A 12,440-nucleotide genomic window follows, 5' to 3' on the forward strand; every position below is an offset into this window, starting at 1 on the left:
GCCGCATGACGTTCGGTAACTACCAGTTCGAGATCTACCTACAGGGCCTCTCCGGCATCGTGCCGAAGCTGCCGATGACGTTCGCGCAGTGGGAGGCCAAGGCGGAAGCGGCCATGCCGCCGTCGGTGTACTCCTACGTCGCAGGCGGCGCGGGGGATGAGCGGACCCAACAGCTCAACCGAACCGCGTTCGACAACTGGGGTCTGATGCCGCGGATGTTCCGCGCCACCCGCGAACGCGACCTCTCGGTCGACCTGTTCGGCATGACGTTGCCCTCGCCGGTGTTCATGGCGCCGATCGGCGTGATCGGCATCTGCGCGCAGGACGGGCACGGCGACCTCGCCACGGCCCGTGCCGCAGCGCGCACCGGTGTGCCGATGGTCGTGTCGACCCTCACCGAAGACCCGCTCGAGGACATCGCCGCTGAATTCGGCGATACGCCAGGCTTTTTCCAGCTGTACACGCCGACCGACCGGGAGTTGGCCGCCAGCCTCGTCCACCGCGCCGAGGCTGCCGGATACAGGGGGATCATCGTCACCCTGGACACCTGGGTGCCGGGATGGCGGCCGCGGGACCTGTCGACGTCGAACTTCCCGCAGCTGCGCGGAAGCTGCCTGGCCAACTACACCAGCGACCCGGTGTTCCGCGCCGCACTGCCGCAGCCGCCCGAGGAAAACCCGCAGGCCACCGTCATGCACTGGGTGGGTCTCTTCGGCAACCCGCTGACGTGGGACGACCTGCCGTGGCTGCGTTCGCTGACCGACCTACCGCTCATCGTCAAGGGCATCTGTCATCCCGACGACGCGCGGCGCGCCAAGGACGGCGGCGTCGACGCGATCTACTGCTCCAACCACGGCGGACGACAGGCCAACGGCGGGCTGGCGGCCATCGACTGCCTGCCCGGGGTCGTGAAGGCGGCCGACGGGCTGCCGGTGCTGTTCGACTCGGGCATCCGCAGCGGCGCCGACATCGTCAAAGCGCTCGCACTGGGCGCCACCGCGGTGGGGATCGGACGGCCCTATGCGTACGGACTTGCGCTCGGCGGCGAGGACGGCGTCGTGCACGTGCTGCGATCGCTGCTTGCCGAGGCCGATCTGACGATGGCCGTCGACGGCTATCCCACCCTCGCCGATCTCACTCCGGACACGCTGCGGCGCGTCACCTGAGCGTTGCCGAGGGACTCTGCGACGGTTGGTGTCGTGGAAGGCGTCCTCGAGGAGTTCGACGAGTACCTCGCGCTGGAGCGAGGCCGCTCCGAGCACACCCGTCGCGCGTATCTCGGCGACCTTCGGTCGCTGTTCGGGTTCATGGCCGAGCGCGGACACGACGTCGGGCTGAACGCGCTGAGTCTGCCGGTGCTGCGGTCGTGGCTGGCCGCGCAAGCCGCCGCCGGCGCCGCCCGCACGACGCTGGCCCGGCGCACATCGGCTGTCAAGATGTTCACCGCGTGGGCGGTGCGGCGCGGCCTGATCGACACCGATCCCGCGGCCCGGCTGCAGGTACCGAAGGCCCGGCGTGAGCTGCCCGCGGTGTTGCGTGAGGACCAGGCGCTCGACGCCATGGCGGCCGCGAAATCGGGTGCCGAACAGGGCGATCCGATGGCGCTGCGTGACCGATTGATCGTGGAGTTGTTGTACGCCACCGGAATTCGCGTCAGCGAGCTGTGCGGGCTCGACATCGACGACGTCGACACGCCGCGGCGGCTGCTGCGGGTTCTCGGTAAGGGCAACAAACAACGGACGGTGCCATTCGGTGCGCCCGCGCAGGAGGCGTTGACGGCGTGGCTCGATCGCGGCAGGCCGACGTTGGCGACCGCTGACTCGGGTCCGGCGCTGCTGCTGGGGGCGCGTGGTCGTCGGCTCGACCCGCGCCAGGCGCGCACCGTCGTGCACCAGACCGTCGCGGCGGTCGACGGCGCACCCGACATCGGGCCGCACGGGTTACGGCACAGCGCCGCAACGCATCTGCTGGAGGGCGGCGCCGACTTGCGTATCGTGCAGGAGCTGCTCGGCCATTCCACGCTGGCCACCACGCAGCTATACACCCATGTCACGGTCGCGCGGTTGCGCGCGGTCCACGACCAGGCCCACCCCCGCGCGTGACTACGGTGATTTCGGTGTAGCCGGTCGCGGTGAGCGCAACCGCGGGCACCGAAATCGCAAAGGAGGACACGTGGTGAGGTCGACGGTCCGGCTGTCGTGGGGGCCGGTCAGCTACCTCGAGTGGGCACCCGAGCGCCTTGACGCCGCGCCGACGGTCGTGTTGCTGCACGGGGGAGGAGTGGACAGCGCGTCGCTGTCCTGGGGTGGTGTCGGGCCGCGGCTCGCAGCCGGCGGTTACCGCGTGCTCGCGCCCGATCATCCGGGCTACGGCGACAGTCCGCCGGCGCCGTGGCCCTCGACCCAGGATCGGTTGGTTGGCTACGTCGGCGAGTTCGTCGACGCGCTTGCCCTGGACGGCTACGCGGTCGGTGGTTTGTCGCTCGGTGGTGGGATGACGATCGGCCACGTGTTGGACCGGCCCGAAAAGGTCACGGGGGCAATGCTGTTGGCCAGCTACGGGTTCATGCCCCGGCTGTCTGGAGGGCCACTGTCGGGTGTCCGGCAGGCGGTGACCTGGGCCATGGTGCGCACCGGCCTGCTGCGAGCGGTGAGCCGGTGGTCGGGGCGAAGCAGGCGCGCCATGGCGTGGGTCCTGCCGGCGTTGATCGGCGACCCCGCTGCGCGAACTCCGGAACTGGTCGACGAGATTCTGTCGGCGGCCCGGGCGGATCACGCATTCGAGGCGTTCGGTCAGTGGCAACGCGATCAGGTCCGGTGGAATCGTCTCGCCAGCGACTACCGCGACCGGCTCGCGACGTTTCCGCGCCCGGCGCTGATCGTTCACGGAGACAAGGACAGCAGTGTGCCGGTGGCGGCGGCGCGGGCGGCCGCCGAACTGATCCCAGCGGCGCGCCTCGAAGTGGTTGCGGGCGCGGCACATTGGGTGCAGCGGGACCGTCCCGACGTCGTGGTGTCCGCGATGCTGCAGTTCCTTGACACGCTCAGCGCAGCAGCTTGATCACCTGAGCGATATCCGGCATCGCCGAGGGCCGCCCGGGAAGTTCGTCGAAGGCGGTCCAGTAACTGACCCCGAACCGCCGCCGGCGCTCGGTGAGCTGTTCGGCCATCTGCTCGTACGTGCCGATCAGCACGAACGGCGACGTCAGCAGGCGCTCGGGGGAGACGCCGCCAAGTGCGGAGGCCAGTTGTTCGGCGGCCCGATGCGCCTCGTCGGTCACGACGACGGCCTGGATCAGCACGTTGAGTTCGATGCGCTCGAACCGGTCGCCTGCGGCCTCGCGCACCACCGCGATGCGGTTCTCGAGTCCTTCGGCATCGAAGTGCGTCAGCCGAACCGCGGTGGCGTCGCGGTTGTGGGTGATGCCCGCCAGGCCGACGATGTCGGCGAGCCGTCCCGCGAGCTCGAGGACACGGGTTCCGTTGCCGCCGATCAACAGTGGCACGCGCGAGGGCGGGACCGAAAGCAGCTGTCCTGCTGCGGCGTGGATCCGGTAGTGCTGGAGGTCCGCATCGACAGGTTGGCCGTCGAGCAGCGCGCGGATCAGCTCGGCCGCCTCGGCCAACCGCGATACGCGGACCGCGCCGCCGTCGAACGGAATACCGGCGGCGTCGTACTCGGACTTCATGTGCCCGGCGCCGATGCCGAGTTCGAACCGGCCGTCGGAGACGAGCGCGAGGCCCGCCGCCTCGCGGGCGGTTTCGACCGGATGACGGAAGTCGTTGTTGAGCACCAGTGTTCCGACGCGCAACCGCTCGGTGGCCATCGCGGCCGCGGTGGCGGTGGTGAACGGCGGCACCATCGGAACGAGGTGGTCGGCGAACGACAAGACGTCGAAACCGGAACTCTCGACGGCGCGGGCGAACGCGCGCATCTGCTCGCCGGTGCGCGGCAGGCCGGCGGTCAGCCCGAAACGCATGGGCCGGTTGCGATGAGCATCGGTGGTCACGGTTCGACGTTAGGCGCACGCTCGCGCGGGGCCGAGCGTGCGGCAACGGCGGTAATCTGGCGGCGTGTCGTGTTCGAACACGGTCGCTCGCGCAAAGAGGGGAAGTCAACCGGGGGTTGGTTTGAGGCGGATCGGGGTGGTGACCACCAGGGCGAGCGGGTCGACGTAGTCGGCGCGCGACGCCGGACCCCACATCGCGCCCCAGTGTAGGCAGGCCGAGCGCGGGCAGCCGGGATGTCCGGCTTCCAACACGCCGATCGCCGCCTGCGCGTCGATGCGTTGTCCGCGCACGACCGTCGCCCGGACCGGTTCGTAGCTGGTCCGCAGACCGCCGGGGTGGGCGATCGAGACGACCGGCCGCCCCGCCAGCTCACCCGCGAAGACCACGGTCCCCGCGGCCGCCGCCAGCACACGTTGGCCGGGTGCACCCGCCAGGTCGACGCCCCGGTGCCCGGGCGCCCAGTTCGGCTCGGCCGCGTCGAAAACCCTGGTCACCTCTGGGCGCGGCCGCAGCGGCCAGGCCAACCGGGCGTCCTCGGCCGCGACGGGTCCCGCCCAGGCCAGCCCGGACACCAGTGCGACGCAAGCCAGCGCTATCAATCGCATCACCCCAGCTCAGCGGGAGATGCTCGACTGGCGCCAGAGGGGGACGCGAATCTGTGGACAGCCAGCTCGGCGTGGAAAAAGCACGCCTGTGCACGGTGTAAACTGCTAACCGCAGCTCGCTTGCGCGGGCTGACTTCGCGTGTCTGCACCGCGGCCCGTTCCACTAGGTCGTTCCCCCGGATGCCGTCGGTCCCGTCTCCAGACGGGTTCTGGCATTCCGAGCAGTCACCAGGGCTCGGCGTCACCCGACGCCGGCATCAACCGACGAAAAGGACCATGGACTCATGGCTGTTGTAACCATGAAGCAGCTGCTCGACAGCGGCACCCACTTCGGGCATCAGACCCGCCGCTGGAATCCCAAGATGAAGCGGTTCATCTTCACCGACCGCAACGGCATCTACATCATCGACCTGCAGCAGACGCTGACCTACATTGACAAGGCGTACGAGTTCGTCAAGGAGACGGTCGCGCACGGCGGGACGATCATGTTCGTCGGCACCAAGAAGCAGGCGCAGGAGTCGATCGCCGAAGAGGCCACCCGCGTCGGCATGCCGTATGTGAACCAGCGCTGGCTGGGCGGCATGCTCACCAACTTCCAGACCGTGCACAAGCGGCTGCAGCGTCTCAAGGAACTCGAGACAATGGAGCAGACCGGCGGGTTCGAGGGTCGCACCAAGAAGGAAATCCTGATGCTGACCCGCGAGAAGAACAAGCTCGAACGGTCGCTCGGTGGTATCCGGGACATGTCCAAGCTGCCCTCGGCCGTGTGGGTCGTCGACACCAACAAGGAGCACATCGCCGTCGGTGAGGCGCGCAAGCTCAACATCCCGGTCATCGCGATCCTGGACACCAACTGCGACCCGGATCTCGTCGACTACCCGATTCCGGGCAACGACGACGCGATCCGCTCGGCCGCGCTGTTGACCAAGGTGATCGCTGCCGCGGTCGCCGAGGGCCTGCAGGCCCGCGCGGGCGTGGGTCGTGACGGTGACAAGCCGGACGCCGACGCTGCCGAGCCGCTCGCCGAGTGGGAGCAGGAGCTGCTTGCGAGCGCGACCGCCACCGCAAGCCCCACCGCCGCAGGTGCCGCGCCCGGCACCCCCGAGGCGGAAGTCCAGACCGAACCGAAACCCTCCCAGAATCCGTAAGAGAAGGCTGATATGGCTAACTACACCGCTGCCGACGTCAAGCGACTGCGGGAGCTGACCGGCGCCGGCATGCTCGACAGCAAGAACGCGCTCGTCGAGGCCGGCGGCGGCTTCGACAAGGCCGTCGAGTTGCTGCGCATCAAGGGCGCCAAGGACGTCGGCAAGCGCGCCGAGCGCGCAACCGCCGAAGGCCTGGTGGCCGCCAAGGACGGCGCACTGATCGAGCTGAACTCCGAAACCGACTTCGTCGCCAAGAACTCGGAGTTCCAGTCCGTCGCCGAGCAGATCGTCGCCGCCGCGGCGGCCGCCAAGGCGACCGACATCGACGCGCTCAAGGCCGCGAAAGTGGGCGACAGCACCGTCGAGCAGGTGATCGCGGACCTGTCGGCCAAGATCGGCGAGAAGCTCGAGCTGCGTCGCGTCGCCTACTTCGACGGCACCGTGGAGACCTATCTGCACAAGCGTGCCGCGGACCTTCCGCCCGCGGTGGGTGTGCTGGTCGAGTACCAAGGCGATAACAAGGAGGCCGCCCACGCGGTCGCCCTGCAGATCGCCGCGCTCAAGGCCAAGTACCTCACCCGCGAGGACGTGCCCGAGGACGTCGTCGCCAACGAGCGGCGTATCGCCGAGGAGACCGCCCGCAACGAGGGCAAGCCCGAGCAGGCCCTGCCCAAGATCGTCGAGGGCCGCGTGACCGGGTTCTACAAGGACGTCGTGCTGCTCGACCAGCCGTCGGTGTCCGACAGCAAGAAGACCGTGAAGGCCCTGCTCGACGAGGCCGGTGTGACCGTGACCCGCTTCGTCCGCTTCGAGGTCGGCCAGGCCTGACCACTCTGTAGCGAACCGCTCTCTGGCGCGAGCGGCTCATCGTCGTACGGCCTGGACGCCGGGAACGTACGAGGGTGAGCGCTCGCGCGTTTGTGCGGCCGCCGCGGTACGACTTGGTACCGTCGTCGTCATGACTCGGATAAGCGCCTTCGGCGACGACGCCCTGGGCGATCTCGACGCTGTCGGTCTGGTGGAGGCGCTGCAAGCGGGTGCGGTGTCGCGAGCCGAACTCGTCGACGCCGCGATCGCCCGCACCGAGGCCGTCAAACCGGCGCTCAACGGACTGGCGTACGAGGCGTTCGAGCGCGCCCGCGCCCGTGCTGCCGCACGCCCTTACGGCGGCTACTTCAACGGCGTTCCGTCGTTTCTCAAGGACAACGTCGCGGTCGCCACGATGCCGACGATGAACGGCACCGACGCCTGGGATCCGCACCCGGAGCGCACGCACGGCGACTTCGCGCGTTCGTTTCTCGCCACGGGACTGGCTCCGCTCGGCAAGACGCAGATGTCCGAATTCGGATTCAGCGCGTCGGCCGAGCATCCGCGGCTGGGCCCGGTGCGCAATCCGTGGAATCCCGAGCACACCGCGGGCGCTTCGTCGTCGGGTGCCGCGGCGTTCGTGGCCGCCGGGGTGGTGCCGATGGCCCACGCCAACGACGGCGGCGGTTCGATCCGAATTCCCGCAGCCTGCAACGGCTTAGTAGGTCTCAAGCCGTCGCGGGGTCGACTGCCCCTGGACAAGAAACTGCGGCAGATGCCGCTTCGCATCGTCGCCAACGGTGTTGTCACGCGCTCGGTGCGCGACTCTGCGGCGTTCTACCGCGAGATCGAGCGGGTGTATCGCAACCCGGCGTTGCCTGCCGTCGGCAACATCACCGGGCCTGGGGCGCAGCGGCTGCGGATCGCGGTGTGCACGCAGTCGATAGCGCGCGAGGCGAGCCCGGAGGTGCGCGAGCTCACGCTGAAGAACGCCGCGCTGCTCGAGGAACTCGGACACCGGGTCACCGTGATCGACAACCCCGTGCCGTCGCACTTCATGACCGACTTCCTGCTCTACTGGTCGTTTCTGGCGTTCGCGCTCGTGCGCGGCGGGCGATCGACGTTCGGGCGCAGTTTCGATCGTGGGCGCCTCGACAACCTGACCCTCGGACTCGACCGCCACGCGTCGCGCAACCTACACCGGATGCCGGGGGCGCTCGCGCGACTGTCGCGGATGCGCCAGGTCACCGAGCGCGTCACCCGGGACCATGACGTCGTGCTCACCCCGACGCTTGCCGACGTCACGCCTGAGATCGGTCATCTCGACCCGACGCTGGACTACCAGACCATCATCGACCGGCTCGTCGAGTGGGTGGCGTTCACTCCGTTGCAGAACGCCACGGGGGACCCGGCGATCTCGCTGCCTCTCGCCGAGTCGGCATCGGGCCTGCCGGTCGGCATGATGTTCGCTGCGCCGGTGGGTCAGGAGGGCCGGTTGCTCCAGCTGGCGTACGAACTCGAGGAAGCGCGTCCGTTCGCACGCATTCAGGGTTGAGCCGCGCTACAGGGAGCGGCACACCCCGGCGGTGGCGCGGGTGAGCGACTGTGCGCCCTCACGGAGCGCCCGCTCGATCGGCGTGCCTTCGGCGGTGATCGCGACGAGTCGTTCGACGCCGTGATCCAGCAGCACGGCGGCGTCAGGGGCGACCCGGCCTGCGAAGATGACCACCCGCGCCCCTGCGCGTACGGCGGCTTGGGCCACGCCGAACGGCGTCTTACCCATGACCGTCTGCGCATCGACGCTGCCCTCGCCGGTGAACACCCAGTCCGCGCCCCGCAGCGCCCGCTCGAGACCGACCGTTTCGGCCACCTCGTCGACGCCCGGTCTGCTTGCGGCACCGAGGAATTCGACAAGTGCAAAGCCCACACCGCCGGCCGCGCCCGCGCCCGGCCGCTGGGGTTGGGTGCCGCCGAGCGTCGCCGAGGTGACCGCGGCCAGTCGGGACAGCCCCGCCTCGAGTCGCGGGATGTCGTCTGCACCGGCGCCCTTCTGCGGACCGAACACCGCAGTGGCGCCGTCGGGACCCAGCAGAGGCGCGGTGACGTCGGAGGCCACCCGGATCCGGGCGTCGCTCAGGCGGGGATCCAGCCCCGTAACGTCGATGCGTTCGAGGCGTTCGAGGTCCCCGCCGCCGGGGGCCAGCGGTTTGCCGTCGGCATCGACGAACTTCACGCCCAGTGCGGTGAGCATGCCTGTTCCGCCGTCGTTGGTGGCCGAGCCGCCCAGGCCGATCAGGACATCCTCGGCGCCGCGGTCGAGGGCGGACGTGATCAACTCACCCACGCCGAATGTGCTGGCGCGCAGGATGTCTCGTTCGTGAGGCGCGACGAGTTCGAGTCCCGCCGCTGCAGCCATCTCGATGACCGCCAACTGGCGCAGCGGCACGTAGCCGTACCGTGCGGTGACGGTGCGGCCCAGCGCGTCGGACACCTGCACCTCGACGTGCTCGCCGTGGAGTGCGTCGACGACCGCATCGACCGTGCCTTCACCGCCGTCGGCCATCGGCACGCCGACGACCTCGGCGTCGGGCAGCACCTCGGAGACACCGGCCCTCATCGCGGCGACCGCTTCGGACGCGGTCATCGATTCCTTGAACGAGTCAGGTGCCAGAACTATCTTCATCGGTGGCCACAGTTGACCACACTGTCGGTTTTGCTGCCACCGCGAGACGGCGCTATCGCTTCTTGGCCACGCCCTCGGCCATCACCGTCACGATCTCGTGCATGATAGCGCTGATGTGCAACGCCGTGATCTGCGATGGATCGAGGTGGGGCACGAAACACACCACGTCGCCGCCGACGATGTCCATGCCGCGGAAACTGCGCAGAATCTTCTGCAGCTCCCGCATCGTCAATCCACCGGCCTCCGGGTCGGCCACCGCAGGCGCATCGCTCAGTGTCAGCACATCCAGATCCACTGTCACGTAGACCGGTCCGTCTCCCACCACGTCGCGGATCACCTGCGTTGCAGCGGCTATTCCGATCTCCTCGATTTCGTCGAGGGACAACAACCGGTAACCGGCTTCCTTGGAATAGTCGTCCATTTTCGGATGCACCATCGGGCCGTTGAGGCCGACGTGCACGTAACGGGACGCATCGATCAAGCCCTCTTCGTTGCCGATCCGGAAGCCGTTACCGGCGTGGCAATGCACACCCGCCGAATCACCGTATGTGTCGGTGTGCGAGTCGAAATGGATGATGCCAATCGGTCCCTTGCGCCGCGAGTTCGGGCCGGCGATGGCCCGCAGGACCGGCAGCGTGCATGCGTGGTCCCCACCGATCGTGAACGGAAGAACTCCGGCGGCATCCATTCGCGCGTAGAACATTTCGATGTCGAGGACCGCTTGGTCGGCCAACGTCGGTGTGGGAATCGGCACGTCCCCGAAATCGCGGATCCGGGCCAGCTCGAAGGGATTGATGCCGAACTCGCGGTGACCGCGGTGGTAGGCCTGCGATCGGTGGCGGACGGCGCGGGGACCGAGGTACTGGGTCCGTTCGACCGGATTGACCGCCAAAGATAGCCCCACCAACGCGATGTCGGCCTTGGTGAAGTCTGTTTCGATCTCACAGCCCAGCAACTTCGGGAATCCGCTCCAGTAGAAGTAACCTTCGAGCAGATGCACTGCCTCTTCGGCGCTGGGAGTGAAGCTCATGTGCGCGATCCTCTCCTCGCGGGCTGTGCAAGCTTAGCCGCGGCGGGTGGGGCCGACCTGGGTTCTCGCAAAAATTATCGTGAGCGTCATTAGCGGCGATCGGTTCTAGTCGGTCCCGAGCGCCGCGAGGATCTGCTTGAAGTCCCGCTGTTGGCGCTGCGTCAGATTCGCCATCAACTTGCGTTCGGCCGCGCGGACTCCGGAATCGGTGCGTTTCAACAACTCCCGGCCCTCGCGGGTGAGTTGGGCGGGCAGCGACCGTCCCGACGACACGCTCGCGGGACGCGAGACGAGCCCGCGGTCCTCGAGGCCGCGCAGCACCATGTTCATCGCCTGCGGCGAGACGTTGAAGTCGCGGGCCAGTTCCGCATTGGACCGTCCCTCGTGCTGGGAAAGGATCCGCATGCACAGGTACTGGGGGAACGCCACGCCCAGCGGTTCGAGCACCGTCGCAGTGACCTCGCTGCGCAGCGCCTTGGCAACCCGGGACAGGAGCAAACCCAGCGGCTGATCCTCGAGCGGTCCATTCATGTCAACCATATTGACATATATCAACCACATTGATATCAACGATGGATGACCGAACCAACGGGTGAGCTGTTCGACAACGCATACAAGGGCGAGATGCCCGAGATGAGCGGCGCGAAGCCACCATGGAGCATCGGTGAACCGCAGCCGGAGCTCATGACCCTCATTGAAGAGGGCAGATTCCAGGGCGATGTCCTCGACGCGGGGTGCGGTGAGGCCGCGCTGGCGATCCACCTCGCCGAACGGGGCTACACCACGGTGGGGCTCGATCAGTCGCCCACCGCGATCGAGCTGGCCAGGCAGGAGGCCGCCAGACGCGGGCTGACGAACGCCACCTTCGACGTCGCCGACATCAGCGACTTCTCCGGCTACGACGGCCGGTTCGGCACGATCGTCGACTCGACGCTGTTCCACTCGATGCCGGTGGAACTGCGCGACGGCTACCAGCGTTCGATTGTGCGGGCCGCCGCACCCGGCGCCTCCTACTTCGTGTTGGTGTTCGACAGGGCCGGCATGCCCAACGGTCCGGCCAACCCCGTAACCGAAGACGAGCTGCGTGACGTCGTCTCCAAGTGCTGGACGATCGACGAGATCAGGCCGGCGCGCATCCACGGCGTCTTCCCGGACGGATTCGAGGAGTTCTTCCCGGCGCTCGACATCCGCGACGAGCCCAAAGGCCGCAAATCCGTGCCCGCCTGGCTGCTGAGCGCCCACCTGCCCGACTGACCCGGCGAGTCGCGACCCACTGGCCGCCCTGACGTCCGCCATGAGGCAGGATGAAGGGATCTCAGCGAGGACCCGTAAGGAGTCGGATGGCGGATCCCAACGTCGCCGGTCAGGCAGTTCCGAACTCCGAAGTCGCCACCGGAGCGGCTCCGGATGCGAGCAAACCCAACGGAGCCGCCGCAGGTTCCATCCGTCCCATGTACAACCGCGTACTGCTCAAGCTGGGCGGCGAGATGTTCGGTGGCGGGGAAGTGGGCCTCGATCCCGACGTCGTCCACCTGGTGGCGCGTCAGATCGCCGAAGTGGTCCGCAGCGGCGTGCAAATGGCCGTGGTCATCGGCGGCGGCAATTTCTTCCGCGGTGCGCAATTGCAGCAGCGCGGTATGGAGCGCACCCGCAGCGACTACATGGGGATGCTCGGCACCGTCATGAACAGCCTGGCGCTGCAGGACTTCCTGGAGAAGGAAGGCATCGCGACCCGGGTACAGACCGCGATCACGATGGGTCAGGTCGCCGAACCGTACATTCCGCTGCGCGCCGTGCGGCACCTCGAGAAGGGCCGCGTCGTCATCTTCGGAGCGGGCATGGGGCTGCCGTATTTCTCCACCGACACCACCGCCGCCCAGCGCGCGCTCGAGATCGGCGCCGAGGTGGTGCTGATGGCCAAGGCCGTCGACGGCGTCTTCACCGCCGACCCGCGCCAGAACCCCGACGCCGAGCTGCTCACCGCGATCAGCCACCGCGAAGTCATCGACCGCGGCCTGAAGGTCGCCGACGCCACCGCGTTCAGCCTGTGTATGGACAACGGCATGCCGATCCTGGTGTTCAACCTGCTCACCGACGGCAATATCGCCCGGGCGGTCGCGGGTGAGAAGATCGGAACACTGGTCACCACCTGACACG

13 protein-coding genes are annotated in these 12,440 nt (G+C 68.2%); 8 read left to right on the forward strand and 5 right to left on the reverse strand.

The features are described 5' to 3' along the window. Positions 1-5: 5 nt before the first annotated feature. The 3 genes from CEX87_RS00785 to CEX87_RS00795 all read left to right on the forward strand — a co-directional run bounded on the left by CEX87_RS00785 (position 6) and on the right by CEX87_RS00795 (position 3,060). Positions 6-1,166, forward strand: coding sequence for a lactate 2-monooxygenase (locus CEX87_RS00785; RefSeq protein ID WP_064416903.1), 1,161 nt, complete (start codon positions 6-8; stop codon positions 1,164-1,166). A gap of 33 nt (positions 1,167-1,199) precedes the next feature. Next, a complete protein-coding gene (locus CEX87_RS00790) occupies positions 1,200-2,102 on the forward strand; it encodes a tyrosine recombinase XerC (RefSeq protein ID WP_064398750.1) in 903 nt (300 codons plus the stop codon). Between the two features lie 73 nt (positions 2,103-2,175). Then, complete coding sequence (locus CEX87_RS00795; RefSeq protein WP_233151202.1) at positions 2,176-3,060, forward strand: alpha/beta fold hydrolase; 885 nt, start codon at positions 2,176-2,178, stop codon at positions 3,058-3,060. Here the strand turns inward: CEX87_RS00795 and CEX87_RS00800 are convergent. Together CEX87_RS00800 and CEX87_RS00805 are read right to left on the reverse strand one after the other, a co-directional pair. Then, positions 3,044-3,979, reverse strand: a complete 936-nt coding sequence (locus CEX87_RS00800) for a TIGR03621 family F420-dependent LLM class oxidoreductase (RefSeq protein WP_094285804.1) — start codon at positions 3,977-3,979, stop codon at positions 3,044-3,046. The genes CEX87_RS00795 and CEX87_RS00800 overlap by 17 nt on opposite strands. Before the next feature lie 135 nt (positions 3,980-4,114). Next, a complete protein-coding gene (locus CEX87_RS00805; protein WP_064416905.1) occupies positions 4,115-4,615 on the reverse strand; it encodes a M23 family metallopeptidase in 501 nt (166 codons plus the stop codon). A 284-nt stretch (positions 4,616-4,899) separates the two neighbouring features. Between CEX87_RS00805 and rpsB the strand changes: the two genes are divergently transcribed. From rpsB to CEX87_RS00820, 3 genes are all read left to right on the forward strand, one after another. Further along, positions 4,900-5,763, forward strand: coding sequence for a 30S ribosomal protein S2 (gene rpsB / locus CEX87_RS00810; protein ID WP_064398757.1), 864 nt, complete (start codon positions 4,900-4,902; stop codon positions 5,761-5,763). Between the two features lie 12 nt (positions 5,764-5,775). Beyond that, the gene (tsf, locus tag CEX87_RS00815; protein ID WP_094285607.1) at positions 5,776-6,591 is read left to right on the forward strand and encodes a translation elongation factor Ts; all 816 of its coding nucleotides are present in this window, start codon (positions 5,776-5,778) and stop codon (positions 6,589-6,591) included. 130 nt (positions 6,592-6,721) lie between these two features. After that, complete coding sequence (locus CEX87_RS00820) at positions 6,722-8,125, forward strand: amidase (protein WP_094285609.1); 1,404 nt, start codon at positions 6,722-6,724, stop codon at positions 8,123-8,125. A 6-nt stretch (positions 8,126-8,131) separates the two neighbouring features. Here the strand turns inward: CEX87_RS00820 and CEX87_RS00825 are convergent, their stop codons facing one another. The 3 genes from CEX87_RS00825 to CEX87_RS00835 all read right to left on the reverse strand — a co-directional run bounded on the left by CEX87_RS00825 (position 8,132) and on the right by CEX87_RS00835 (position 10,823). Further along, the gene (locus tag CEX87_RS00825) at positions 8,132-9,253 is read right to left on the reverse strand and encodes a glycerate kinase (RefSeq protein WP_094285611.1); all 1,122 of its coding nucleotides are present in this window, start codon (positions 9,251-9,253) and stop codon (positions 8,132-8,134) included. Positions 9,254-9,305: 52 nt separating this feature from the next. Then, positions 9,306-10,283 (reverse strand): arginase family protein, encoded by a 978-nt coding sequence (locus tag CEX87_RS00830; protein WP_094285613.1) that lies wholly within the window; start codon positions 10,281-10,283, stop codon positions 9,306-9,308. A gap of 105 nt (positions 10,284-10,388) precedes the next feature. Beyond that, positions 10,389-10,823 (reverse strand): MarR family winged helix-turn-helix transcriptional regulator, encoded by a 435-nt coding sequence (locus CEX87_RS00835; protein ID WP_094285615.1) that lies wholly within the window; start codon positions 10,821-10,823, stop codon positions 10,389-10,391. Positions 10,824-10,859: 36 nt separating this feature from the next. Between CEX87_RS00835 and CEX87_RS00840 the strand changes: the two genes are divergently transcribed. After that, positions 10,860-11,537 (forward strand): class I SAM-dependent methyltransferase, encoded by a 678-nt coding sequence (locus tag CEX87_RS00840; RefSeq protein WP_094285617.1) that lies wholly within the window; start codon positions 10,860-10,862, stop codon positions 11,535-11,537. Positions 11,538-11,734: 197 nt separating this feature from the next. Continuing rightward, on the forward strand, positions 11,735-12,436 hold the full coding sequence (gene pyrH, locus CEX87_RS00845; RefSeq protein WP_064398889.1) for a UMP kinase: 702 nt from the start codon (positions 11,735-11,737) through the stop codon (positions 12,434-12,436). Positions 12,437-12,440: the final 4 nt, after the last annotated feature.

The organism is Mycobacterium lehmannii, assembly GCF_002245535.1.
In the GTDB taxonomy this organism is placed as follows: domain Bacteria; phylum Actinomycetota; class Actinomycetes; order Mycobacteriales; family Mycobacteriaceae; genus Mycobacterium; species Mycobacterium lehmannii.

Coding starts and splice junctions, on each gene's coding strand:
- tsf (WP_094285607.1), top strand. CDS start 5,776: ATGGCTAACTACACCGCTGCCGACGTCAAGCGACTGCGGGAGCTGACC.
- CEX87_RS00835 (WP_094285615.1), bottom strand. CDS start 10,823: ATGGTTGACATGAATGGACCGCTCGAGGATCAGCCGCTGGGTTTGCTC.
- CEX87_RS00820 (WP_094285609.1), top strand. CDS start 6,722: ATGACTCGGATAAGCGCCTTCGGCGACGACGCCCTGGGCGATCTCGAC.
- pyrH (WP_064398889.1), top strand. CDS start 11,735: ATGTACAACCGCGTACTGCTCAAGCTGGGCGGCGAGATGTTCGGTGGC.
- CEX87_RS00800 (WP_094285804.1), bottom strand. CDS start 3,979: ATGCGTTTCGGGCTGACCGCCGGCCTGCCGCGCACCGGCGAGCAGATG.
- CEX87_RS00830 (WP_094285613.1), bottom strand. CDS start 10,283: ATGAGCTTCACTCCCAGCGCCGAAGAGGCAGTGCATCTGCTCGAAGGT.
- CEX87_RS00785 (WP_064416903.1), top strand. CDS start 6: ATGACGTTCGGTAACTACCAGTTCGAGATCTACCTACAGGGCCTCTCC.
- CEX87_RS00840 (WP_094285617.1), top strand. CDS start 10,860: ATGACCGAACCAACGGGTGAGCTGTTCGACAACGCATACAAGGGCGAG.
- rpsB (WP_064398757.1), top strand. CDS start 4,900: ATGGCTGTTGTAACCATGAAGCAGCTGCTCGACAGCGGCACCCACTTC.
- CEX87_RS00805 (WP_064416905.1), bottom strand. CDS start 4,615: ATGCGATTGATAGCGCTGGCTTGCGTCGCACTGGTGTCCGGGCTGGCC.
- CEX87_RS00825 (WP_094285611.1), bottom strand. CDS start 9,253: ATGAAGATAGTTCTGGCACCTGACTCGTTCAAGGAATCGATGACCGCG.